Source organism: Ruegeria sp. CDSC051, assembly GCF_059610665.1.
Map to the genome: position 1 here is coordinate 22,383 of NZ_JBXWOC010000013.1, position 23,546 is coordinate 45,928.

Below are 23,546 nucleotides of genomic sequence, written 5' to 3' on the forward strand. Positions count from 1 at the left end.
GTGTTCGGGATTCCAGGCATTCATAGCTTATTAGAGCCTAAATTATTCCACTTCTCTCTGCGGAAACATATTCAGAAAAACCTCGGACCACTGGATTCCTGCAAAGGGCGTTGACGTTTCAACCCGGATATTCATCACTGGCACAGGATCGAAAGCGGTGTTCAGAGAAGATTGGAAGATAAAATGAACTGGGATGAATTCTCGGATTGGGGCGCCAAGATTGCTGAGTGGGCACAGGATTACCATCTGACTGTCGGCGACAATCCGGTTAGGGCCAGAACGGAACCCGGTGATATTCTTAACGCTTTACCCGCGCGCCCTCCCGAGCGCTCCCAGGCGATGGAGGAAATCTTTCACGATTTCGAACAGATTGTGATGCCTGGGATTACCCATTGGCAACATCCTCGCTTTTTTGCCTATTTTAATGCAAACGCCTCGGCCCCGTCGGTTCTGGCCGAGTTTCTAACCAGCGCCATCGCTCCGCAATGCATGTTGTGGCAGACATCCCCCGCCGCGACCGAGATGGAGACGCGGATGATGGATTGGTTGCGGCAGGCCCTGGATCTGCCCACGGGCTTTGCAGGTGTCATTCAGGATTCCGCCTCGTCCGCGACCCTAGCCGCTGTGCTGACCATGCGGGAAAAGGCGCTGAATTGGCAGGGCAACCAACAAGGGTTGTTCGGACAGAAACCGCTGCGCGTATATTGCTCGGCCGAGGTCCATACCTCGGTTGATCGTGCCATATGGGTTGCGGGGATCGGGCAGGAAAATCTGGTGCGGGTGCCCATACAAGGCGACTGGCGCGGGATGGACCCACAGGCGCTGGAAACAGCAATCCAAGCCGATTTAGACTCTGGTTATCAACCAACCGGCGTGATCCTCTGCGTCGGCGGCACCGGAACCGGCGCGGCCGATCCGGTAGAGGAATGTCTGAAGATTGCGCAAAAATACGGGCTATATTCGCATGTCGATGCAGCTTGGGCTGGCTCGGCCATGATATGCCCCGAATACCGCCATTACTGGGAGGGAGTCGAGCAAGCCGACAGCATCGTGTTCAACCCGCATAAATGGCTGGGCGTTCAGTTCGATTGCTGCGCCCATTTTCTGAAGGACCCCGATGATCTGGTACGGACACTCGCGATCAGCCCGGAATTCCTGAAGACCCACGGCAAGGACGGGATCATAAATTATTCTGAATGGTCGGTACCGCTGGGCCGCAGGTTCCGAGCCCTGAAACTGTGGTTCGTCATCCGCGCCTATGGTCTGGAAGGGCTACGTGAAAGGTTGCGCAATCATATAACATGGTCAGTGGCTCTGCATGACCGGCTGAAAGCTGAATCCGATTTCGAAATCACCACTAACCCTATGTGGTCATTGTGGACATTCCGCTATGCCCCCCTTGGGTCAACCGATCTGGACGATCTGAACCTACGGCTGGTCAATGCGATCAATGATGATGGCCGCATTTACTTGACTCAAACCCGCGTTGATGGCGACTTGGTGATCCGCTTTCAGGCCGGTCAGTTTGAAACCACGCAGGCAGACGTCCAAATGGCATTTGACGTGATCACTGAAATCGCCCGCTCGCTAAACTAGAGGTTCCACATGTCCGCACCCGTCAACACGTTCAAACAAGCCCTGAAAAACGGCAACCATCTGATTGGTTGTTGGTCCAGCTTTGCTGAGGCGGTAACAGCCGAGATCATGGGCACTGCCGGATTCGACTGGCTGGTGATCGACGGTGAGCACGCGCCGAATGATATCCGGTCCATCCGGGATCAGCTGATCGCGCTGGCCGCCAGTCCGACACATCCCGTCGTGCGAATCCCGGTGGGCGACACCGCATTGATCAAGATGGTGCTGGACGCAGGTGCTCAGACAATCCTGGTACCGATGGTGGAAAGTGCCGAACAGGCGCGCGATCTGGTTCGTGCCTGCCACTATCCGCCCCAAGGTGTGCGGGGCGTCGGCGCGATGGCCTCACGCGCAACGCAATACGGAACGGTTCAGGACTACATTCAGACCGCAGACGATCAGATATGTCTGCTGTTACAGGTGGAAAACCGCGCCGGTATCGCCGCATTGGATGCCATTGCACAGGTAGAAGGCGTGGATGGCGTGTTTATAGGTCCGTCTGACCTGTCCACTGACATGGGTTTTCAGGGAAACAGTGCCGCGCCCGAGGTCCAGGCGGTGATCGCCGACGCGATGAAGCGCATCGTTGCAGCAGGCAAAGCCCCGGGCATTCTTGGTGTCACGGATGAGGCATCGCAGACCTATAAGGACATGGGCGCCCAGTTCCAGGCGGTGGGGATCGACGTGATGCTGCTGACACAGGCGGCGCGTGCCCTGGCCGCAAGGTGGAAGGCCTAAGCCCGCATCGCCGAGGCCGCCTGAGCATACCCGCCCGAGGCACCATCGACGAAATGGACGTGATCGTCACGGGTGGCCGAGGGGACAAAGCAGGTCATCATCGCCTCATCCTGCGCGTGCAGCCCGTATCGGATCCTGCCCTGTTTCCGGGCCTGTTCAAGAACGGTCTGAATCTGGTTCAGGGTGGCCGGGTCACAATCCAGCGTCATTTTCAGCCCGTCATCGAATTTGCGGAAATCCGCATTGCGACTGACCGTGCGCTTATAGTGTTCCGGCTCAAAATTCCCCAATCGCTTGCCAGATTTGAACAGCAGCCCGATCATCAAATTCTGCGCCAACAGCTTGATTTTCTGCAGCAAAAGATTGCGACCCGCACGGGACACATGGGCGTCCAGCGCCAAACCAGGCGGCGGCCAGCGGATCGGAGGGCCGCTTTCCGGCATCGGGTGGCCGGACCGGTCCAATCCTTCAGCGGCCACTAGAACAGCCCGTGACAGGTCGGCGAAATCGGTCTCGGTAGCGCGGGCAGTTGGCTGCACCACCACCGAGACAATCTGACCATTCTGCGCCTTGCTGTTGGACCAGCGGCAGGACAGCCCGGTCAAATCCGGCAGCGCACCGGGGGCTGCGTACGGAACCTCAAACCGGCCTGCTTTCATCTCGGCCTCGGCCCAGGCCAGACCACCGCCCGAGAACATCGCATAATCCACCCCCTCGGATGGCGCGTAACGCGCAACCCGAAGATCCTTGCCCGCCTGCCGGATTTCGGCGACGGGCACGACGGCCCCGCGCAGTGCGATCTCGAACTCTTCTTCCGCCCAGCGCCGCAAATCGGCCAGAACGCTACGTGCTGCCTCTGCCGCGCTTGCCGGTACGGCGAACCCGGCACCATCACCCCCAAAGACATAGGGAAATTCTTGCCCGCGCAGCGCATTGATCATGGCCGAGATCACCGCGGCCCCAACCATGTTCACGGCCTTGTATCGTCCCCGCTCTATCTGACCAGTGGAATCCACGACATCTGCGACACCAAGAACCCATTCCGTCGGCACCGCGGTAAAGCGTTCAGGATCGGTCAGATTGTTAAAGTCCCGCAACAGCGGAAGGCTGTCATAAAATGCGGCCTGTGCATCTTTCATTGGTTCCTCGACAATATGAATAGACCTTCAGATAGCCCAAATTTGTTCGATGTCCGCTGAAAACATCATAGCACACGCGCTTGTACATATCACGGGGACATGCCAAGCATTTGCTGGCGGGTTGGGCGAAAGAGGCGTCTCATGAAAACCGGACTGGTGGTTCTGTGTCTGGGCTATGTGCTCAGCCAATTTTTTCGCGCCTTTCTTGCCGTTCTCAGCGTCGATCTGGGGCGTGACATCGGGGCAAGGCCCGAAGATCTGGCCTTTGCCTCGGGGCTTTGGTTTCTCGTCTTTGCCGCCATGCAACTGCCAGTGGGTTGGGCGCTGGACCGGATCGGGCCGCGTTTGACGGCTGCGGTTTTGTTGCTGGCAGGTGGCGCGGGCGGCGCTGCGTTGTTTGCAGTGGCCAGCACCCCGTTTCATATCGCAGTCGCGATGGGGCTGATCGGAGTCGGGTGCTCGCCCGTTCTGATGGCATCCTATTACATCTTTGCCCGCGAATACCCGCCCGCCCGCTTTGCCACGCTAGCAGCCATCATGCTGGGCGTTGGGTCGGTCGGCAATCTGGTGGCCTCCTACCCCACAGCACTTGCGGTCGAACTGATGGGCTGGCGCGCCACAATGGCTACACTGGCCGTCGTTTCGGCCATTATCGCAGCGGGCATCTGGATCAGCGTTCACGACCCCAAACCGGTTGTGACCGAGCATCGCGGGTCAGTGCTGGACCTGCTGAAAGAACCTGCCCTGTGGGCCATCCTGCCGCTGATGCTGGTGGCCTACGCCCCCGCGGCTGCGACACGAGGCTTGTGGGCAGGTCCATATCTGAACGACGTTTTCGCCCTCAGCACCACGCAGATCGGAACCGCGACGCTGGTCATGGGGGCGGCTATGATTGCCGGCACCTTTGCCTATGGGCCGCTCGACCGGCTTTTGGGCACACGGAAATGGGTGATCTTTGGCGGCAATGCCTTGGGCGCGGCGGCGCTGGGGCTGTTGTGCCTGTGGATCGACATGGCAGTCTGGGTGTCAGTAAGTCTGATGGCGGTGATCGGTTTCATGGGCGCCAGCTTTCCGGTCATCATGGCCCATGGCCGCGCCTTCGTGCCGCCGCATCTGGTCGGGCGTGGCATGACCCTGTTGAATCTGTTCGGCATCGGCGGAGTGGGTCTGGCGCAATTTGTCACCGGCCGCGTCCATGCCGCGACAGTGGACATCAGTCCAACCGCGCCCTACACAGCGATATTCGGCTTTTTTGCAGTCACGCTTGCCATTGGATGCGTGATTTACCTATTCAGCCGCGACAGCGTTGACTGACGCTGGAACCATCGGGAGAGCCCATGTCCGACCCTGTTGTCATCGCACCCAACCTCAAACGCAGGCTGTCCGGCGTGACCGCGACGATTGCGCGGCTGGTGCCTTTGCAGGTGCAATGGATCGACATCGCCGCCACCGGACCGGGCCTTCCAGCCGACCTGCCCTATATCCCGCTGGGCCGCCTGCCCTTTCTGTCGCGCAAGACCACGCGCGTCTGGCATGCGCGCCGCAATACCGAGATGCTGTTGGGCCTGATCCTGCGCAATGTCTTTCGTCTGCGCCTGAAACTACTGTTCACAAGCGCCTCGCAGCGGGCGCATACGGGCTATACCAAATGGCTGATCGACCAGATGGACGCGGTGGTTGCCACCTCGCGCAAAACCGCCGGATATCTTGAGCGGGACGCGCAGGTCATCATGCATGGCATCAACCTGCAGAATTTCACCCCGCCCGCGGACAAAGCCGCCCTGCGGGGCAAACTTGGCCTGCCCGGTGGTCTGCTGCTTGGGTGCTATGGCCGTATCCGGCACCAGAAAGGCACCGATGCTTTCGTCGATGCGATGATCGACCTTTGTGGCCGTTTCGAAGACGTCCATGGCATCGTCATGGGCCGCGCGACCGAAAAACACACCGGCTTTCTGGCCGAGCTGAAATACAAGGTCGCCAAGGCGGGCCTGTCTGACCGCATCCTATTCAAACCCGAGGTCACGGTGGATCAGATCGCCGAGTGGTATCAGGTGCTGGACCTGTTCATCGCGCCGCAACGCTGGGAAGGCTTTGGCCTGACCCCGCTTGAGGCGATGGCCTGCGGCGTGCCTGTGGTGGCCACCGATGTCGGCGCCTTTGCAGAGATCGTGACCGACCCCTCGCTGGGCCATGTGGTCGAACCGGGGAACATTCCCGCCCTGGCTGATGCCGCCGCTGAAATGCTGTCGAACCCCGAGTCGCTGGCGCTATCCGGCAGCGCAGCCCGCGTCCATGTGGAACAGAATTTCGACATCTACGGCGAGGCAAAGACCTTGGTGGCGCTCTATGAACGGCTTCTGAACGACGCCTGAGACGATGCACCGCGTCAAATCGGTGTCTTTGGGGGAAATATCCCGTGAAACCTCTTTTTTCTTTGCTGCAACGCGGCTATGAACGCGCGTCCTTAACTTTGGAGACATGAAATGGGCTATCGCGTCGTAGTCGTCGGCGCCACAGGTAATGTGGGCCGCGAAATGCTGAACATTCTGGCAGAACGCCAGTTCCCCATCGATGAACTTGCCGTGCTGGCAAGCCGTCGGTCGCTGGGAACCGAAGTAAGCTTTGGCGACAAGACACTCACGACCAAAGATCTGGACACGTTTGATTTCACCGGCTGGGACATGGCGCTGTTTGCCGTGGGATCCGAGGCGACCAAGGTCTATGCCCCCAAGGCGGCGGCGGCTGGCTGCGTGGTGATCGACAACTCGTCCCTGTATCGCTATGACCCTGCAATTCCGCTGATCGTGCCGGAATGTAACCCCGAGGCGATCCACGACTATAAGAACAAGAACATCATCGCCAACCCCAACTGCTCGACCGCGCAGATGGTTGTCGCGCTGAAACCGCTGCATGACCGCGCCAAGATCAAGCGCGTCGTCGTGTCGACCTATCAGTCGGTTTCCGGTGCAGGCAAAGAGGGAATGGATGAGCTGTGGGATCAGACCAAAGCCATCTATAACCCCACCACCGAAGTTCCGCCGAACAAGTTCCAGAAGCAGATCGCCTTCAACGTCATTCCGCAGATCGACGTCTTCATGGAAGACGGCTCGACCAAGGAAGAGTGGAAGATGGTTGTCGAAACCAAGAAGATCGTCGATCCGTCGATCAAGGTTACAGCCACTTGCGTCCGCGTTCCGGTTTTCGTTGGCCATTCCGAGGCCGTGAATATCGAGTTCGAGGAATTCTTGGACGAAGACGAAGCCCGTGACATCCTGCGCGAAGCACCAGGTATCATGGTGATCGATAAGCGCGAACCGGGCGGCTACGTCTCGCCGATCGAATGCGCGGGTGATTTCGCCACCTTCATCAGCCGCATCCGTCAGGATTCAACCATCGAGAACGGCCTGAACCTGTGGTGCGTCAGTGACAACCTGCGTAAGGGCGCAGCGCTGAACGCGGTACAAATCGCCGAATTGCTGGGCCGTGAGGTCCTGAAGAAGGGATAACTGATACCCTTTCTTTATGTATTGACCAAACCCCGCAGCGCCGCTTGCGGGGTTTGTTTTTTCTTAGGCCGCAAAAAGAAATCCGGGCCCATCTCTGTAGTGGACCCGGATCAGATTAAAGTGATTGGTGTTCGTGTAGCCCGCCGATACGGCGCAGCCCCAATCAAGAGGCGATCTTGATCGCATCCTCGTACAGCAGAACCGCACGTTCGGATTCTTTCTCGAGCACATCCATTTTTGCACAGAATTGCATAACGTCCTCCAGGCTTGGCACCTCTGCGGCGTTCAGGGCCTCGACGGTTGGTTGCAGCTCATTCCACTGGGCCTTTACCTGTTCCAGTGCCTCAAGCGAGGCATCGCTGGGCGGTTCAGACATCTTGAGATAGTCATTGCCGCCGCCAATCAACGCATCGACGATCTTGCCAAACTTGGCAGCATTCTTCTTGAACTTTTCGTGGTGTTCTGCGGTTTCTTTTCCGGTGGCGGCCAGCGCAATTTCTTTGCAGATCTTCTGGGTGATCATCCGCTGACGACCTGCGAATTCCAATGCCAGGGCCATCGACGGTTCAATATCGACCTCGCCATAGGCCGCTTCTAGCTTGCGGACCACGGCGTGGCAGGATTCTTCAAGTGCCTCGACATTGCCAACGATCATGTTCAGTTGCGCTTCGTTGATCGACTTGTCAGCAACGATGTCTTCGACCGCGGTCCGGTATGGCACCCAAACGCTGGCGACTTCCTCAAGCGCTTTGTTGACGGAATAGAATCTTTCCCGGTCAATTCCGGACGACCCCTCGCCTTCTTTGAAGCCAAGCAGGATATCGTCAAATTCATCATGCGCCTGCTGCAATTCACTCAGGTTTCGATCAACTGCTCCGCCGATGCTGACCAGAACTGCGGATTTGGCGACCTTCTCGGACAGAAAGCTCAGCTTTTCAGCGGCCAGAATTCGGTGCGCGACCTGACCCGCGGCCATAGCCAACGCATAGCCCCCAACCGGTAAGAATGCCGTTAGCCCGATTCCCAACGCTCCGGAGGCGAAAACACGACGATTGATACTCATGGCGGTCTACCTAACCCTGCTGCTTTAACATGTGTTTATCGAGGAAAAAGCGCGTTAAATGTCCCAACACGGTGTTCAGAAAATGAAATAATGGTGGCTTTTTGAGTTTCAACTGGCCAATCCGGCCCTCGGCTGATCACTCCGGTCAAGTGTTTGACCTCGTTTACCCTTCGACCAGCGTTTTCAGATTATCCAACCCGCGCTGGTAATCTCCGCCAACCCATTTATCCATCATCAGCCCCATCCAGCGGGACATGGGATTCATACCCAATTCGGATTCAAACCCCCAGGTCACTTTGGTGCCGCTGCCCTCCGGCTGCAGTTCAAACATGGCAATGGCAGTTCCCATTGGACCAAAATCCAAGGCGGTTCTGACCATCTGGTTTTCAACGCTTTCGGTAATCTCTTGCGAACCGGTGCCGACCTGCCGGTGATCCGACGACCAGTTCAGCACATTCCCGACCCCAGAATCAGGCCCGCCATAGGTCAGCTTCGTCTCGGGATCACGAGATAACCATGGCGACCATTTCTCGGTCTCCTGCATGGAGTTGACATAAGGAAAGATGACCTCGGGCGAGGCATCAATCGTGATGCTACGCGAAACCTCTGCCTTGCCTGGCAATATAAAGGACACCCCTACCAGAACCAGAATCAAGACTAGCAAGGTGACAAGAACACGTTTGATCAATCGCATGGAATGCTCCGAATCCCTAAAATGACATCCCAAACTTATCAAAAAAACAGCGCGGAATCAGTAGTCTGATCCGCGCTGCCTGAAATTGTCGAAAATCCGCCGGGTCAGACGACCACGAATTTCTTTTCGCCGGGATCATAACACTGAAGGCCACCTTCACCGATATCTGTCCACAAACCGTGCAGGCTGAGCGAGCCGCTCTCTACCGCCGTGGAGATGAAGGGGAAGGTCATCAGGTTTTCGAGCGAAGCAACAACCGCCTGCCGTTCGAACTGGCGCGCTTGGTCGGTGCTGTCTTCGATATCGGCAACCAGATCATATTTTGGTTTGAGGATATCCATCCAGCGACCAACAAAGCTTTCTTTGGCTTCCAGCAGTGGTGCCTGGCCCTTGCACATGTCGATACAGCCCTGCACACCACCGCATTGGGAATGGCCCAGCACGATCAGATGCGCCACTTTCAGCGCGGTCACCGCGTATTCGATGGCAGCACTGGTGCCGTGATGATCACCGTCGGGCGCATAAGGCGGAACCAGGTTTGCAATATTGCGGTGAATAAAGAACTCACCCTGATCCGCCCCAAAAATCGAGGTGACATGAACCCGGCTGTCGCAACAGGAAATCACCATGGCCCGCGGACGCTGCCCTTCGGTGGCCAGACGGCGATACCAGACCTGGTTTTCCGAATATGTGGTGGCTTTCCAGCCATGATACCGATTGACCAGATAGTTTGGCAGAGGTTTGGCGAATTCCATTCTTGTGTCCCTGTTCATGTCTCGGTGGACTGCTGTAACCTGAATTCGAAGAAAATTCGAGCCATTATCCTGCCCCATGGCAAGGTTTTGCAAAGGAATTGCGCACCACATTCGGGCTATGCCGTGGGGGCGTATAGAATTGGGGTGAATGTGGTGGAAAAGATCGTCACGCTTGAACACAAAGAAACAGTGCGGCTGGATTCGGATCGTCTGAATGGGCTGTATCGACAACTGGGTGAGAAAAACGCGTTGGACGTGCTGTGTCGCACGGTCGAGGAATTGGCGGTGCGCCTGTCGAATTGCGAGCGGTTCTGGAGACAGCGTGACTGGGCCGGGCTGCGCAAATGTGCGCGATCCATTGTGGCCATTGCCGAACAGATCGGAATGATGGCGCTGGCCTGTGTGGCGAATGATGTGGCGCAGAATGTGGACGCGGGCGACTCGGTCGCCGCCGGGGCCACGCTGTCGCGGCTGATCAGGGTGGGTGAGAAATCGCTGACCGTGATCTGGGATCAGCAAGATCTTTCGGTCTGACAGGGCTTGCGGACGGTCCATGGACGGCTAGGTTGGGCATAAGCCACAACAGTCGAGATTTCCATGACCCTGTCTTTCGCTCCATCGTCGGACGCATCTGTCCCCCTTCAAGTCATTGCCCAGCCGGATCTGGACGACTGGCTGGCGGGCCAGCCCGAAGCCGTGACGACCTGGGCCAAGATCAGTGGATTTACTGGTGCACTGGGTCAGGTCTTACTGATTCCCGGCGCTGACGGTGCGGTACAGTCTGCTTTGGCGGGGTATGGCACAGCCACAGGTCGGGCCCGCAAGCGGTTTCCGCTGGCCGCCGCCGCCGAAGCCCTGCCCGAAGGCACATATCACATCGCATCGGGCATAGACCAAGCGGATCTCGAAACCGAATGCCTGGGGTGGTTGCTGACCGGCTATGCCTTTGACCGCTATGCCAGCCAATCCCCGGCCAAGGCCCGATTGGTTGCCCCCGACGGCATCGACGCCGCCCGGCTAGAGGTTCTGGCCGGGGCCGAGGCCTTGACCCGCGATCTGGTCAATACACCGGCCTCTGATATGGGACCGGAACAGCTTCATAGCGCAGCCGAAGCCCTGGCGCAGGAATTCGGCGCCTCTTTCGAGGTTGTTCTGGGCGATGCCCTGCTAGAGCAGAACTTCCCCATGATCCACACGGTTGGCCGCGCCGCCGCACAAGCGCCCCGTCTGATTGAGATGAACTGGGGCGTGACAGGCCCAAAGCTGACCCTTGTCGGCAAGGGCGTCTGCTTTGACACTGGCGGGCTAAACCTGAAACCCGGCGCCTCGATGGGGCTGATGAAGAAAGATATGGGCGGGGCCGCAAATGTATTGGGGCTGGCCCGGATGATCATGGCGCTGGAGCTGCCCGTGCAGCTACGCGTGCTGATCCCGGCGGTAGAGAATTCCGTTGCAGGCAACGCCTTCCGGCCCGGCGACATCCTGACCTCGCGCAAGGGGCTGACGGTTGAGATTAACAATACCGATGCCGAAGGGCGCTTGGTTTTGGCCGACGCATTGGCGCTGGCGGATGAGGGCGAACCGGATTTGGTAATCTCGATGGCGACACTGACCGGGGCGGCACGTGTGGCGGTGGGCAGCGATCTGGCGCCGTTCTATACCGACAGCGATACTGCGGCGAACGCCTTGACCCGCGCAGCGGGCAAAGCGGCCGATCCGGTCTGGCGCATGCCTTTCCACGACCCCTATGAGGGCCTGATTGAACCCGGTATTGCGGACCTGGATAACGCACCGGCGGGTGGTTTTGCCGGTTCGATCACCGCCGCGCTGTTCCTGCGCAGATTTGTCGGTGACAGCCCCTATATGCATTTCGACATCTTCTCGTGGCAGCGCAGCAAGGAACCCGGACGCAGCAAGGGCGGGTTCGGTCAGGGGCCCCGCGCCCTTCTGACTGCCCTGCCCGAGATTTTGGGCCTATGACCCGGCAGCGCATCATACAACCGGTCATCGACCTGTTGCGCGCCCCGGACGGGCCGCGAGATCGCCAGCTTTTGTATGGGGATGGTGTTTGCACGCATGAAGAGAACAACGGCTGGAGCCGGATCACCTCGGACAAGGACGGCTATGCGGGCTGGGTCCGGTCAGACTGTCTGGCCCCAGATGTGCCTGCCACCCACTGGATCACGGCACCGTCAACACATGCATATGAGCAACCGAACATGAAATCCCGGGACCGAACCTCGTTAAGCTTTGGCAGCAAGGTTCAGACAATGTCCGAACAGAATGGATTTATTGAGACGGAGCTAGGCTTTATCCCGGCCATACACGCCAAACAGATCAACGTCACCCTGACCGATCCGGTCGCCGTGGCCGAACTGTTTCTGGGAACGCCCTATCTTTGGGGCGGCAACAGCCGGTTCGGGCTTGATTGTTCAGGTCTGGTTCAGGCCGGAATGCTGGCTTGTGGGCTGCCCTGCCCCGGTGATAGTGGCGACCAGGAGCGTGATCTGGGTCAGGCGCTGACCCCTGGCACACCCGCTCAGCGCGGTGATCTGTTGTTCTGGAAAGGGCATGTGGCCTGGGTCTACGGCGACAATATGCTGCTGCACGCAAATGCGTTCCACATGGACGTGACCTTTGAGCCGATGGATGTTGCAATCACGCGCATTCTGGAACAGGGCGATGGGCCCGTGACCGCCCATAAAAGGCTCTAATCCAAGTCGACCGACCGTATCAGCTTGCGTTCCAATACCCGCAGAACTGTGCGCAGATCATGACCGCGTTTCAGGATGCGGCCATCCATACCGACCACCGAATACATCCCTTGTCGTGCCCGCAGACGCGGATCTTTTTCGACCCGATAAATCGGATGCTCTGCCGTGCGGCGGAAGATGGAAAACACCGCCATATCACGCAGGTTCGAGATCCCGTAATCGCGCCATTCTCCGGCGGCGACCATCCGGCCATAGACAGAAAGGATTTGGGACATCTCGTGGCGGTCAAACGCGACAGGCATCTGGGTCGGGTTTGCAGAAAACCGGCTGGGAGGCTGCATGTTCATGCCCCAAGCCTTGCCGGAAAACGTGTTCGAATCAAGCCTATCCGCAATCGGGTGTGACTTTTTCGTCGGTGCTAGCGCTGTCGCCCAACCTGTCGGCAGATCAGGATCACCGGCAACAACCCCACTGCCAGTATCACCAGCGAGGGCACAGCAGCGCCCTCTAACCGCTCGTCTGATGCCAGCCGATAGGCCTGCACCGCCAGCGTATCGAAATTGAAAGGCCGCATGATCAGGGTCGCGGGAAGCTCTTTCATCACGTCCACAAAGACGATCAACAAAGCTGTCAGCAGCGACGGCGTCAGAATCGGCAAATGCACCCGGCGCAACGTCCCCAGCGGCGTTTGCCCCAAAGACCGCGAGGCCGCATCCATATTGGCATGCACCGTGCTCTGCCCTCCCTCATATGCGCTGAGCGCGGCGGCCAGAAACCGCACCATATAAGCGGCTACCAACAGCCAGATCGAACCGGTAACAAGCAACCCGGTCGACAGGTCGAAATTCTGCCGCATCCATGCATCCAGTGCGTTATCGAAACTGGCAAATGGCACCATCAGCCCGACGGCGATCACACCGCCTGGAACCGCATAGCCCAGCCGCGCCATGTACCCGGCACCAGAGGACACCCTCCCCGGCCGCAATCGCTGAAAGAACCCAACGCTGATGGCCGCAAAAACCGTGACAACCGCCGCCACACCGGCCAGCGTCAGCGAATTCTGAATGAACCCGAGATAGCGCCGTGACAGAAGGTTCTGTTCGGACTCCATCCCCATCTGAACCAAAATGAACACCGGCAACAGAAATCCGAACAGCACCGGTATGGCACACAGGGAAAAAGCCGCGCCCGCTTGCCAGCCCTTCAGCCGGGCGGATGGCAGCGAGGCGTGGCTTTTGCCTGCCTGATAGTATTTGGCCTTCCCGCGCTGCATCCGTTCCGCCACGGCCATGACCAGCGCAAAGCCCAGAAGGCAGAGCGCCAGCTGCGCCGCACCCACCCGATCACCGATCGAAAACCAACTGGTATAGATGCCCGTGGCAAATGTCTGCACCCCGAAATAGGCCACGGTGCCGAAATCGGCGATGGTTTCCATGATGGCAAGCAGCACGCCACCCGCAATCGCCGGGCGCGCCATTGGCAGCGAAACGTGCCAAAAGGCCAGCCACGGACTTTTGCCCAACGCGCGCGCTGCCAGAAAGGCCGTTGCACTCTGCTGCAGAAAAGCGGCCCGGGCCAACAGGTAGACGTAAGGATACAAGACCAAGATCAACATCACCGCCGCACCCTCGGTCGACCGAATCTCGGGGAACCAATAGTCGCGCGGGCCCCAGCCCGTTACCTGACGCAGGGTGGTCTGGACAATGCCCGGATGATCAAGAATGAATGTATAGGCATAGGCCAGCACATAGGCCGGGAAGGCCAGCGGCAGCACCAACGCAATTTCCAGAATGCGCACGCCAGGGAACCGCGTCATCGTCACGAGCCAAGCTGCGCCCACGCCGATGGAAAACGTGCCCGTGGCCACCAGCACGACCAGTATCAGTGTCGTCATCGCATAGCCGGGCAGAACAGTTTCCAGGAGATGCGAAACCGTATCCGTGCCGCCCGTCGTTGCGGCCAGAACAACCGCAAGCATCGGCAACAGACAGGCTGCCGCCACAAGGCAGGCCACCACGCCGACGAGGCGTGTACCTACAGCGCCGCGGTTGCGCCTTCCGTGCTCAGAGATTTCAATATCGGCCATGATCCCGGCTTTAACTGGCTAAGGCGCAGAGTCCGTCTTTAATCGACCAAAACGCTCGGAAACACCAGTGGGCAGCGAAACAAATCTGCGACACATACTGCCGCAGAGTTGCACAGCCTTCATTCGTAGACGCGCTGATCCTCGATCACCAAACCATCTTTCGGCAGCGATCCCGGCGCCACGACTTCGATCGCGCCTTTCAGCTTCAGCACCTCGACGACGGATTTCGCATAAGCCAAGTCATTTCCGCCGGTGCTTTCGATCTGAACCGTCATCGTGTCCATCTCACCCTGGCGGGCGGCAATGACGCGCGCCTTGACGATTTCATCATGCTTGTCGACCAGCGCCGCGACCTGTTCAGGGCGCACGAACATACCCTTGATCTTGGTTGTCTGATCCGCGCGTCCCATCCAGCCCTTGATGCGCATGTTGGTGCGACCGCAAGGTGACTGACCAGGTTGAACCGCCGACAGATCACCGGTGGCAAACCGGATCAGCGGATAATCGGGGTTCAGTGAGGTCACGACAACCTCACCCACTTCACCCGGCGCGACCGGGTTTCCGGTTCCGGGGGTGACGATCTCGACGATGACATGCTCATCAATGATCATCCCGTCCATCGCCGGGCTTTCATAAGCGATGCTGCCCAGATCGGCGGTGGCATAGCATTGCAGACAGGCGATACCGCGATTGGCGTATTCCTGACGCAAAGACGGGAACAAAGCACCACCGCCAACTACGGCAGTCACGAAATCCAGTGCCACGCCCATCTCATCGGCCTTGTCCAAAATGACCTTGAGGTAATCCGGTGTGCCCGCATAAGCGGTGCAGCCGATATCGCGCGCGGCGGTTACCTGCAGTTCGGTTTGGCCGGTGCCGGCAGGCAGCACAGCAGCCCCCACCGCCCGCGCGCCACTTTCAAAGATCATGCCCGCCGGGGTCAGGTGATAGCCAAAGCAATTCTGAACGATGTCTCCGGGCCCGACACCTGCTGCGTGCAGGAACCGCCCCATCCGCCACCAGTCGTGATCGGTGCTGCCGGGCTCATAGATCGGGCCGGGCGACTGGAAAACATGATGGAAATGCCGGGCCGGTTTGACGGTAAACCCGCCAAAGGGCGGGCGCGACGCCTGCGCCTTAGCCATATCGGACTTGCGCAGAACTGGCAGCTTCACAAGGTCGTCCAGCGACTTTACAGCTGCCTTATCAACATCCGCCATATGCGCCGCAAACCCCGGAGCCGAGTTCGCGCGCGTGATCTGTACCTGCAACGCCTCAGACTGTTCAGAGGCGCGCTGGTCGGCCGAGCGGGTTTCTAGCGCATCGTAGAATTTCGTCATCGCCAAATCCTCCATCCGCCTACAGCCACCTCTTGCGGCGGCGGTATGAGCGCACATCGCGGAAGCTTTTGCGGCCGTCATCCGACATGCCCAGATAGAATTCCTTAACATCGGGGTTTTCGCGCAGCTCGGCAGCTGGGCCATCCATCACCACGCGGCCGGATTCAAGAATATAGCCATAATGTGCGAACCTGAGCGCCACATTGGTGTTCTGCTCGGCCAGCAGAAACGAGACGCCCTCTTTTTCGTTCAGATCTTGGACGATGCCGAAAATCTCTTCGACAAGCTGCGGGGCCAGTCCCATGGACGGCTCATCCAGCAGGATCGTCTCGGGCCGCGACATCAGCGCCCGACCCATCGCAACCATCTGTTGCTCTCCGCCCGACGTGTAACCCGCCTGGCTGCGGCGGCGTTCCTTCAGACGTGGGAAATAGGTGTAAACAAGGTCCAGATCCTGTTGGATCGCGGCCTTACCATCTTTGCGGGTATAGGCGCCGGTCAGCAGGTTTTCCTCGACCGTCAAGTGTTCGAAACAATGGCGGCCCTCCATCACCTGGATGACGCCTTTTTCCACCAGATCTGCAGGATCGCTTTCATGCACGCTGGTCCCGCGATACTTGATTGATCCCTTGGTGACTTCGCCCCGTTCCGAATGCAGCAGGTTCGACACAGCCTTGAGTGTGGTGGTCTTGCCTGCCCCATTGCCGCCCAGCAGGGCCGTAATGCCCCCTTTGGGCACCGTTAGGCTGACGCCTTTCAGCACAAGGATCACATGATTGTAGATCACCTCGATATTGTTGACCTCAAGCAGGGTTTCCGCCTGCACGTCAGTGGTTTGTGCCGCATCCAGCATCAGCGCGTGTCCTCATGCCTGTCCCGAGAGGGACCGTTGGGATAGAGCGGCGGCTACCCGCCGCTCTGGTCAGTTTCGCGGCCCCGGATCAAGACCGGGGCCAGCCACTTATTCACACCCAGGTGTGATGTTGTTTTCCGCTGCATAGGCTGCAGAATCTTCTTCGATCAACGTGTTGATCACATCTGCATCGGTCGGCTGGAAGTCCTGAACCGGGTTCCAGGTTCCGGCCGCAGCATCCCACTGCACAACGCCGACAAGGCCGGGTCCGCCGTGATTTTCGCACGAGACCGAGAATTCAGGCCCGAAACCGGTCATGCCCAGCGCTTCCATCTTGGCGTTGGTCATTTCCAGCGCCTCCATACCATCGCGCATCATGGATGCGTCGATATCAGCGGTATTGTGGATTCCCTGCGCAGTCTTCACAGCTTCAGCGGCCAGCATGGCGGCATAGAGACCGCGGTTATACTGAACCGAGCCAAGCTGATCGCCCGCACCCGCCGCTTTGCCTGCATCCACCACGTATTTCTGCAGATCGTCATAGACCGGATAGTCCATGCCCAGCCCGGTAAAGGTCAGTGCCTTATAGCCGTTTGCCTTGTCGCCCGCGGGCTGCACGTCAAATTCAGCGCCAGACCACCAGACTCCGATGAAGTTTTCCATCGGGAAGCGGATGTTCGCAGCTTCCTGCACCGCGACCTGGTTCATCACGCCCCAGCCCCACATGATTACATAATCAGGCTTTTCGCGGCGAATTTGCAGCCACTGCGATTTCTGTTCCTGACCGGGGTGGTCAACAGGCAGCAGCGTCAGGTCGTACCCGTGCTTTTCAGCCAGAGTCTCCAGCGTGCGGATCGGTTCCTTGCCATAGGCCGAGTTGTGATAGACCAGTGCGATTTTCTTACCGTTCAGGTCACCATCGTTTTCGCTCAGCAGATAGTTGATCGCGCCCGACGCTCCGTTCCAGTAGTTGGCCGGATAGTTGAACACGTGGCTGAATACCTTGCCGTTCGCAGCAGAGGTCCGGCCATAGCCCATCGTGTGCAGCGGAATTCCATCTGCGGTCACTTTTGGGATCAACTGGTAGGTAATGCCGGTCGACAATGGCTGATATACCAAGGCGCCTTCGCCCTTTGTGGATTCATAGCATTCTACGCCTTTTTCGGTGTTATAGCCGGTTTCGCATTCGATCACATTGGCCGAAACACCTCCGATGCCGCCGTCACGCTCGTTGAGCAGTGTGAAATAATCGGCATAGCCGTCAGCAAACGGGATACCGCCTGCCGCATATGGTCCCGTCCGATAGCTGAGCGACGGGAACACAAGGTCGGCCATGGCCGGACCTGCGGCCATCATGGCGCTCAGCGCCAGGGTTGCCAGTTTCGTCTTCATCGGGTGTCTCCTCCCTTGATTGGTCCGATGTTGAATTCGGGCTTTGCACCCGTCTTGTCTTTGGGCCTGCCCGTCAGTGCGGAAACGGCCAGAGTCTGAGTTTCTCTTTCGCCACACGCCAAAGCTGCGCCAGCCCATGCGGTTCCAGAATCAAGAACATGATGATGAGTGCGCCGACGATCACCAGATTGAGATGCGCAACGATATCAGTGGGCCAGCCCAGTAGATCGACACCGACCACCTTCAAAACAACCGGCAGCAATACCAAGAAAGCTGCCCCGGCGAAGGAGCCGAAGATAGACCCTAATCCGCCGATAATGACCATGAATAGGACCAGGAACGATTTCTGGATGCCAAAGACTTCGCCAACCTCAACCGCGCCCAGATAGACCGCAAAGAATAGCGCCCCCGCGATACCCACAAAAAATGAGCTGACAGCAAAGGCGGTCAGTTTTGCCTTGAGCGGGTTTACCCCGATGATCTCGGCCGCGATATCCATGTCGCGGATCGCCATCCATGTCCTGCCGGTCGTTCCCCGAGTCAGGTTCCGTGCAATGATGGCGCAGAAGGTCAGGAAGATCAGGCAGAACAGATAGGTTGCCCAGGCCGGAGCATTCGGGCCTGTGATGATGATGCCGAACACATCCCGCTCGGGCGCGTTGATCTGCCCAGATGCCGAGTAGTTGTAGAACCACGGCACACGGTTGAACAGCCACACCAGAAAGAACTGCGCCGCAAGCGTGGCCACGGCCAAATAGAACCCTTTGATCCGAAGCGAAGGCAATCCGAACAGAACACCGACAATGGCGGTGATCCCGCCCGCAAGGATGACATGGATGAACATGCTGACTTCGGGAAAGGCCGTCATCAGCTTGTAGCAGGCATAGGCTCCCACAGCCATGAACCCACCGGTACCCAGCGACACCTGCCCGCAATAGCCAACCAATACATTCAATCCGATGGCGGCGATCGCATAGATCAGAAACGGAAGCAGCAGCGCGTTCGCCCAGTAGTCATTGATGATGAATGGAATGATCCCAAATGCCACTGCCAGCACCACATAGTACCGATACCGGTCAAATTTGATCGGAAAGGTCTGGCTGTCTTCCACGTAAGAGGTTTTGAAATCTCCGGCCTCGCGATAAAACATGTCTTACTTTCCCCATTCTTCCTGCGCCCGGTCGCGGGCGACAGTGTTCAGTTGGCTGGAGCCTTTGGCATATCCGCTCGCCTCTGAGGCGCGCACAAGTTTCATGTAGGCCATGACACCCGTGACCAACCCGGCAAAAGCCAGGATCGCGGCAATCGTCAGTTGGCTGTCGGTCAGATCGTCCGAGGTCAGGGCGATATACCCAAACGCCCAGAACCCGGCCCATGCGATCACGTTGAGAATGGCGATGAGCTTGGTCATGACTACACCCTTTCGATGATCTTCTCGCCGAACAGGCCCTGCGGCCGGAACACAAGGAAGATCAGCGCAAGCACGTAGGCAAACCAGTTCTCGGTCGCACCGCCAACCATCGGGCCAATGGCGAACTCGAACAGTTTCTCACCCACACCGATGATCAACCCTCCGACGATGGCTCCTGGGATCGAGGTAAATCCGCCCAGCATCAGCACCGGCAACGCTTTGAGCGCGATCAGCGACAGTGAGAACTGCACGCCAGACTTGGTGCCCCACATGATGCCCGCGACCAGCGCTACAAACCCGGCCACAGACCAGACCATGATCCAGATGAAGTTCAACGAAATCCCCACCGACAGCGCCGCCTGATGGTCATCCGCCACAGCGCGCATCGCCCGGCCCTGCTTGGTATATTGGCTGAACACAACCAGCGCCGCCACCAGCAGCGCCGCAATTACCGTTGCCACAATGTCCAGATTGTCGATGAAGAACCCATAGCCGAAGACGTTAAAGGTCGCTTCATCGAGCCAGAGGTTGATGCCCTGCGGCAGGCCTACATCCAGTGTCTTGATCTCGGACCCCCACATCAAGTCGGCCACGCCCTCAAGGAAATAGGCCAGCCCGATGGTGGCCATGAACAGGATGATCGGCTCTTGGCCAACCAGGTGGCGCATCACGAACCGCTGCACCGCCCAAGCCAGCAGAACCATCACCGCCATAGTCAGAATAATCGCCAGCAGCGCAGGGACACTCCAGCCAAAGTAATGGATATGCGTCCCGAAAGTCGCATTGATCAGATGTGCAAACGGCACCTGCCCGTTCATGATCCCGACCAGAGTCATCGCGGCAAACAGGGCCATAACCCCTTGCGCATAATTGAAAATCCCTGACGCCTTGTAGATCAGCACAAAGCCCAGCGCGACCAGCGCATAGAGCACCCCGGCCATAAGACCGTTGAGGATGACTTCCATCGCAAATACGAGTTGTTCAGGCATCCTATGTCCTCCGAACAGATTTCATCTGGCGCGTCATCCCGGAAAATTCGTCGAATTTTCTCAGCCCGTTCCGTATATCAGTCATGGCTCACCCCCAGATAGGCATCGATGACTTCCTGATTGTTGCGCACCTCATCAGGCGTGCCGTCGCCGATCTTCTTGCCGTAATCCATCACGACCACCCGATCGCTCAGATCCATCACCACGCCCATGTCATGTTCGATCAGGGCGATTGTGGTGCCGAATTCATCATTCACGTCGAGGATAAAGCGGCTCATGTCCTCTTTCTCTTCAACATTCATCCCGGCCATCGGCTCATCCAGCAGTAACAGCTTGGGTTCAGCGGCCAGCGCCCGGGCCAGTTCGACCCGCTTTTTCAAGCCGTAGGGCAGGCGTGAAACGGGCGTCTTGCGGATATGCTGGATTTCGAGAAAGTCGATGATCCGTTCAACCGCCTCGCGGTTTTCGGTCTCTTCGGCCTCGGCCTTACCCTTCCACCAAGCCTGCTGCAGGATATTGGTCTTCATATAGTTCAGGCGCCCGGTCATGACGTTGTCCAAAACGCTCATCCCTTCGAACAGGGCGATGTTCTGGAATGTTCGTGCAATCCCCTGCCGCGCGACCTCATAGGGCCGCATTGGAGGGCGCTTGGCCCCGTGAAACCAGACCTCGCCCTCTTGCGGGACATAGAACCCCGAGATTACGTTCAGCATCGAGGACTTACCCGCCCCGTTCGGACCGATAATGGCGCGGATCTCACCCTCACGGATGTCGAACGAGATATCCTTGATCGCCACCACACCGCCAAAGCGCAGAGTGATGTTCTTCATCTCCATCACGACGCCGCCGATCTTGCGGCCGTCTTCGGTGACATATCCTTCGGAACTATCCAACATCAGCCCCTCCTTGACTTACGCAATACACGGAATGGCGGGCGGGCGATGACCATAGGTCGAGCGACGCAGGACCGGACTTCATTCCGCCGCTACCTTGTGTTGCGCGACCGTTACAACCGGCGCATCCACGATCTCAAGTGTGGCACTGATCGAACCCTTGCGGCCGTCCTCATAGGTCACCTCGGTCGTGGTCGAAACGCTTGAAGACCCGTCGTAAAGGGCGGTGATGATGTCGTGGAATTTCTCTTCGACAAAGCCCCGGCGCACTTTGCGGGTTCGGGTCATCTCGCCGTCATCCGCATCCAGTTCCTTGTGCAGCACCACAAAGCGATGCACCTGACAGCCCGACAGCATTTCATCGGCGGCGACCGATTTGTTGACCGCTTCTACATGGGACTTGATTGTCTCTAACACTTGCGGATGTGCCGTCAGTTCCTGATAGGACCCATAGGCGACGTTGTTGCGCTCGGCCCAATTCCCCACGGCGGTAAGGTCGATATTGATGAACGCCACGCAGCGATCCTTGCCATTCCCGAACAGCACGACCTCAAGAATATCGGGATAGAACTTCAGCTTGTTCTCAACATATTTCGGCGCAAACATCGAGCCATCGACCATTTTTCCGACGTCCTTGGCCCGATCAATGATCCGCAGATGACCGCTGCTTTCCTCAATGAACCCGGCATCACCCGTGGCCACCCAACCCTCGGCATCCTTGGTCGAGGCGGTCGAGTCCGGGTTGTTGTAATATTCGACAAACACACCTGGCGAGCGATAGTAGATCTCGCCCGTTTCGGCGATCTTCAGCTCGACATCTGGCGCGGGCACACCAACCGTATCGGCGCGCACCTCGCCATCGGGCTGCACGGTGATGAAGACCGTCGCCTCGGTCTGCCCATAAAGCTGCTTCAGGTTAATCCCCAGCGAGCGGTAGAAATCGAAAATCTCAGGCCCGATCGCCTCGCCTGCCGTATAACCGACCCGGAACCGGCCATACCCCAGCGTATCCTTCAGCGGCCCATAGACCAGCAGATTGCCCAGCGCGTATTTGATCCGATCACCAAACCCGACCGCTTTGCCATCCAGCAGTAACCCACCCACCTTTTTGGCATGGGCCATAAAATGGTGGAACATACGCTGCTTCAGCTTGCCCGCATCTTCCATCCGGATCATGACATTGGTCAGCTGCGTTTCAAATACCCGCGGCGGGGCAAAGAAATAGGTCGGACCGATCTCGCGCAGGTCGGTTATCATCGTGTCAGCGCTTTCGGGGCAATTCACACAGAACCCGCACCAATAGGCCTGACCGATGGAAAAGATGAAATCACCTACCCAAGCCATTGGCAGATAGGACAGGATGTCCTCCTTCCGGGTCAGGTGATCAAAATCGGATGAGTTTCTGGCGCTTTCGATCACATTGCGATTCGACAGCACCACGCCTTTCGGCTTGCCGGTGGTGCCCGAGGTATACAGCATCACACAAGTGTCGTCATAGGTGATCGCAGCGATACGCGCGTCCAGCTCGGCATCAAAGCGCGCATGACCTGCGCTGCCTTCGGCCTTGATGTCGTCCAGCGCGTTCATCTGGGAATGATCATATTTCCGCATCCCACGCTTGTCAGTGTAGAGGATGTGTTTGATCTGGTGAACTTTTTCCTGAATCTCGATGACCTTATCGACCTGTTCCTGGTCACCGCAGACGACATATTTCGCACCGCAATGTTCCATCACATATGTCATCTCTTCGGCGACCGCGTCCTGATAGAGCGGCACCGGAATCGCACCCACCATTTGGGCCGCAACCATCGACCAGTAATGCGCCGGGCGGTTCCGGCCTATGACGGCGATATGGTCGCCCTTCTCAACGCCAATCTCAAGAAACCCCAGCGCAATGGCGCGGATTTCCTTGGCCGCCTCGGCCCAGGTCCAGCATTGCCAGATCCCGAATTCCTTTTCGCGATAGGCCGGGGCATCCCCGAACTGAACCACATTGCGGTGTAGCAGCGCCGGAAGAGACTGCATCCCTTCAGCGCCTGACTGCGTCTGAGTCAATCTTTTTCTCCTCCCCACCCGGCCCCTCCCCGGGCCGGAAATGGCGGGTCCGGGTCTGGCCCGGACGCCAATGCCCCGATTAAGGGACGTCGACACGATCAGCGTCAAGTTTTGCCTGATGTTTTCTCAATTCTTACGAAATGTAACAAGTTGGGCCGTGCCGCCCGGGTCATACACCTCGTCAGAGACCCGACCCGAGATGACCACAAACTGTTCCGCGAACTGCAAATTTGCAGCAGGTAAGCGCATTCATCCACGTATACCGGTATTGGCTTGGGGTTTT

General features: G+C 58.1%; 22 protein-coding genes. 8 read left to right on the forward strand and 14 right to left on the reverse strand.

From position 1 onward, the window contains the following. Positions 1-183 precede the first annotated feature (183 nt). Entirely contained in the window at positions 184-1,596 is a 1,413-nt protein-coding gene (locus tag AC2FH0_RS20235) for a pyridoxal phosphate-dependent decarboxylase family protein (RefSeq protein WP_496693084.1), read from the forward strand. A 9-nt stretch (positions 1,597-1,605) separates the two neighbouring features. Continuing rightward, positions 1,606-2,373 carry an HpcH/HpaI aldolase family protein gene (locus AC2FH0_RS20240; RefSeq protein WP_496790203.1) on the forward strand — a complete coding sequence of 256 codons (768 nt, stop codon included), beginning with the start codon at positions 1,606-1,608 and terminating at the stop codon, positions 2,371-2,373. Here the strand turns inward: AC2FH0_RS20240 and AC2FH0_RS20245 are convergent. Further along, on the reverse strand, positions 2,370-3,512 hold the full coding sequence (locus tag AC2FH0_RS20245) for a DUF3095 domain-containing protein (protein ID WP_496702974.1): 1,143 nt from the start codon (positions 3,510-3,512) through the stop codon (positions 2,370-2,372). The genes AC2FH0_RS20240 and AC2FH0_RS20245 overlap by 4 nt on opposite strands. Before the next feature lie 141 nt (positions 3,513-3,653). On the opposite strand from AC2FH0_RS20245, the gene AC2FH0_RS20250 reads away from it, so the two are divergent. From AC2FH0_RS20250 to AC2FH0_RS20260, 3 genes are all read left to right on the forward strand, one after another. Then, positions 3,654-4,826 (forward strand): MFS transporter, encoded by a 1,173-nt coding sequence (locus AC2FH0_RS20250; protein ID WP_496693087.1) that lies wholly within the window; start codon positions 3,654-3,656, stop codon positions 4,824-4,826. Positions 4,827-4,849: 23 nt separating this feature from the next. Continuing rightward, a complete protein-coding gene (locus AC2FH0_RS20255) occupies positions 4,850-5,884 on the forward strand; it encodes a glycosyltransferase family 4 protein (protein WP_496790204.1) in 1,035 nt (344 codons plus the stop codon). A 111-nt stretch (positions 5,885-5,995) separates the two neighbouring features. Next, the gene (locus AC2FH0_RS20260; protein WP_142637551.1) at positions 5,996-7,018 is read left to right on the forward strand and encodes an aspartate-semialdehyde dehydrogenase; all 1,023 of its coding nucleotides are present in this window, start codon (positions 5,996-5,998) and stop codon (positions 7,016-7,018) included. Between the two features lie 163 nt (positions 7,019-7,181). On the opposite strand, the gene AC2FH0_RS20265 is transcribed toward AC2FH0_RS20260, so the two are convergent. The 3 genes from AC2FH0_RS20265 to AC2FH0_RS20275 all read right to left on the reverse strand — a co-directional run bounded on the left by AC2FH0_RS20265 (position 7,182) and on the right by AC2FH0_RS20275 (position 9,530). After that, a complete protein-coding gene (locus tag AC2FH0_RS20265) occupies positions 7,182-8,081 on the reverse strand; it encodes a type IV pili methyl-accepting chemotaxis transducer N-terminal domain-containing protein (RefSeq protein WP_496693090.1) in 900 nt (299 codons plus the stop codon). Positions 8,082-8,244: 163 nt separating this feature from the next. After that, positions 8,245-8,775 carry an SRPBCC family protein gene (locus AC2FH0_RS20270; RefSeq protein WP_496693091.1) on the reverse strand — a complete coding sequence of 177 codons (531 nt, stop codon included), beginning with the start codon at positions 8,773-8,775 and terminating at the stop codon, positions 8,245-8,247. A gap of 104 nt (positions 8,776-8,879) precedes the next feature. Beyond that, positions 8,880-9,530: a carbonic anhydrase gene (locus AC2FH0_RS20275; RefSeq protein WP_496693092.1), complete on the reverse strand. Its 651-nt coding sequence runs from the start codon at positions 9,528-9,530 to the stop codon at positions 8,880-8,882. Between the two features lie 144 nt (positions 9,531-9,674). Here AC2FH0_RS20275 and AC2FH0_RS20280 point away from each other — a divergent pair, with 144 nt between their 5' ends. The 3 genes from AC2FH0_RS20280 to AC2FH0_RS20290 all read left to right on the forward strand — a co-directional run bounded on the left by AC2FH0_RS20280 (position 9,675) and on the right by AC2FH0_RS20290 (position 12,244). After that, a complete protein-coding gene (locus AC2FH0_RS20280; RefSeq protein ID WP_496690522.1) occupies positions 9,675-10,064 on the forward strand; it encodes a hypothetical protein in 390 nt (129 codons plus the stop codon). A 63-nt stretch (positions 10,065-10,127) separates the two neighbouring features. Further along, on the forward strand, positions 10,128-11,510 hold the full coding sequence (locus AC2FH0_RS20285; protein WP_496693093.1) for a leucyl aminopeptidase family protein: 1,383 nt from the start codon (positions 10,128-10,130) through the stop codon (positions 11,508-11,510). Beyond that, positions 11,507-12,244, forward strand: a complete 738-nt coding sequence (locus tag AC2FH0_RS20290; protein ID WP_496709960.1) for a C40 family peptidase — start codon at positions 11,507-11,509, stop codon at positions 12,242-12,244. Before AC2FH0_RS20285 ends, AC2FH0_RS20290 begins: the two co-directional genes overlap by 4 nt. On the opposite strand, the gene AC2FH0_RS20295 is transcribed toward AC2FH0_RS20290, so the two are convergent. From AC2FH0_RS20295 to AC2FH0_RS20340, 10 genes are all read right to left on the reverse strand, one after another. After that, a complete protein-coding gene (locus AC2FH0_RS20295) occupies positions 12,241-12,591 on the reverse strand; it encodes a DUF2794 domain-containing protein (protein WP_496693095.1) in 351 nt (116 codons plus the stop codon). The two genes, AC2FH0_RS20290 and AC2FH0_RS20295, sit on opposite strands and share 4 nt — an antisense overlap. A 71-nt stretch (positions 12,592-12,662) precedes the next feature. Continuing rightward, positions 12,663-14,330, reverse strand: a complete 1,668-nt coding sequence (locus tag AC2FH0_RS20300; protein ID WP_496693096.1) for an ABC transporter permease — start codon at positions 14,328-14,330, stop codon at positions 12,663-12,665. Positions 14,331-14,449: 119 nt separating this feature from the next. Continuing rightward, complete coding sequence (locus AC2FH0_RS20305; RefSeq protein WP_496790206.1) at positions 14,450-15,670, reverse strand: phenylacetate--CoA ligase family protein; 1,221 nt, start codon at positions 15,668-15,670, stop codon at positions 14,450-14,452. A 19-nt stretch (positions 15,671-15,689) separates the two neighbouring features. After that, positions 15,690-16,523 (reverse strand): ABC transporter ATP-binding protein, encoded by an 834-nt coding sequence (locus AC2FH0_RS20310; protein ID WP_271950688.1) that lies wholly within the window; start codon positions 16,521-16,523, stop codon positions 15,690-15,692. 108 nt (positions 16,524-16,631) lie between these two features. Next, positions 16,632-17,915 carry an ABC transporter substrate-binding protein gene (locus AC2FH0_RS20315; RefSeq protein ID WP_496693098.1) on the reverse strand — a complete coding sequence of 428 codons (1,284 nt, stop codon included), beginning with the start codon at positions 17,913-17,915 and terminating at the stop codon, positions 16,632-16,634. Positions 17,916-17,988: 73 nt separating this feature from the next. Continuing rightward, positions 17,989-19,065 (reverse strand): branched-chain amino acid ABC transporter permease, encoded by a 1,077-nt coding sequence (locus tag AC2FH0_RS20320; protein WP_142637529.1) that lies wholly within the window; start codon positions 19,063-19,065, stop codon positions 17,989-17,991. 3 nt (positions 19,066-19,068) lie between these two features. Further along, entirely contained in the window at positions 19,069-19,326 is a 258-nt protein-coding gene (locus AC2FH0_RS20325) for a hypothetical protein (protein ID WP_496693118.1), read from the reverse strand. A gap of 2 nt (positions 19,327-19,328) precedes the next feature. Beyond that, positions 19,329-20,315 carry a branched-chain amino acid ABC transporter permease gene (locus AC2FH0_RS20330; protein WP_142637525.1) on the reverse strand — a complete coding sequence of 329 codons (987 nt, stop codon included), beginning with the start codon at positions 20,313-20,315 and terminating at the stop codon, positions 19,329-19,331. Between the two features lie 77 nt (positions 20,316-20,392). Then, positions 20,393-21,211: an ABC transporter ATP-binding protein gene (locus AC2FH0_RS20335; protein ID WP_142637523.1), complete on the reverse strand. Its 819-nt coding sequence runs from the start codon at positions 21,209-21,211 to the stop codon at positions 20,393-20,395. Between the two features lie 78 nt (positions 21,212-21,289). Then, a complete protein-coding gene (locus AC2FH0_RS20340; RefSeq protein ID WP_496790214.1) occupies positions 21,290-23,233 on the reverse strand; it encodes an AMP-binding protein in 1,944 nt (647 codons plus the stop codon). Positions 23,234-23,546 lie beyond the last annotated feature (313 nt).

Coding starts and splice junctions, on each gene's coding strand:
- AC2FH0_RS20235 (WP_496693084.1), top strand. CDS start 184: ATGAACTGGGATGAATTCTCGGATTGGGGCGCCAAGATTGCTGAGTGG.
- AC2FH0_RS20240 (WP_496790203.1), top strand. CDS start 1,606: ATGTCCGCACCCGTCAACACGTTCAAACAAGCCCTGAAAAACGGCAAC.
- AC2FH0_RS20245 (WP_496702974.1), bottom strand. CDS start 3,512: ATGAAAGATGCACAGGCCGCATTTTATGACAGCCTTCCGCTGTTGCGG.
- AC2FH0_RS20250 (WP_496693087.1), top strand. CDS start 3,654: ATGAAAACCGGACTGGTGGTTCTGTGTCTGGGCTATGTGCTCAGCCAA.
- AC2FH0_RS20255 (WP_496790204.1), top strand. CDS start 4,850: ATGTCCGACCCTGTTGTCATCGCACCCAACCTCAAACGCAGGCTGTCC.
- AC2FH0_RS20260 (WP_142637551.1), top strand. CDS start 5,996: ATGGGCTATCGCGTCGTAGTCGTCGGCGCCACAGGTAATGTGGGCCGC.
- AC2FH0_RS20265 (WP_496693090.1), bottom strand. CDS start 8,081: ATGAGTATCAATCGTCGTGTTTTCGCCTCCGGAGCGTTGGGAATCGGG.
- AC2FH0_RS20270 (WP_496693091.1), bottom strand. CDS start 8,775: ATGCGATTGATCAAACGTGTTCTTGTCACCTTGCTAGTCTTGATTCTG.
- AC2FH0_RS20275 (WP_496693092.1), bottom strand. CDS start 9,530: ATGGAATTCGCCAAACCTCTGCCAAACTATCTGGTCAATCGGTATCAT.
- AC2FH0_RS20285 (WP_496693093.1), top strand. CDS start 10,128: ATGACCCTGTCTTTCGCTCCATCGTCGGACGCATCTGTCCCCCTTCAA.
- AC2FH0_RS20290 (WP_496709960.1), top strand. CDS start 11,507: ATGACCCGGCAGCGCATCATACAACCGGTCATCGACCTGTTGCGCGCC.
- AC2FH0_RS20295 (WP_496693095.1), bottom strand. CDS start 12,591: ATGAACATGCAGCCTCCCAGCCGGTTTTCTGCAAACCCGACCCAGATG.
- AC2FH0_RS20300 (WP_496693096.1), bottom strand. CDS start 14,330: ATGGCCGATATTGAAATCTCTGAGCACGGAAGGCGCAACCGCGGCGCT.
- AC2FH0_RS20305 (WP_496790206.1), bottom strand. CDS start 15,670: ATGACGAAATTCTACGATGCGCTAGAAACCCGCTCGGCCGACCAGCGC.
- AC2FH0_RS20310 (WP_271950688.1), bottom strand. CDS start 16,523: ATGCTGGATGCGGCACAAACCACTGACGTGCAGGCGGAAACCCTGCTT.
- AC2FH0_RS20315 (WP_496693098.1), bottom strand. CDS start 17,915: ATGAAGACGAAACTGGCAACCCTGGCGCTGAGCGCCATGATGGCCGCA.
- AC2FH0_RS20320 (WP_142637529.1), bottom strand. CDS start 19,065: ATGTTTTATCGCGAGGCCGGAGATTTCAAAACCTCTTACGTGGAAGAC.
- AC2FH0_RS20325 (WP_496693118.1), bottom strand. CDS start 19,326: ATGACCAAGCTCATCGCCATTCTCAACGTGATCGCATGGGCCGGGTTC.
- AC2FH0_RS20330 (WP_142637525.1), bottom strand. CDS start 20,315: ATGCCTGAACAACTCGTATTTGCGATGGAAGTCATCCTCAACGGTCTT.
- AC2FH0_RS20335 (WP_142637523.1), bottom strand. CDS start 21,211: ATGTTGGATAGTTCCGAAGGATATGTCACCGAAGACGGCCGCAAGATC.
- AC2FH0_RS20340 (WP_496790214.1), bottom strand. CDS start 23,233: ATGCAGTCTCTTCCGGCGCTGCTACACCGCAATGTGGTTCAGTTCGGG.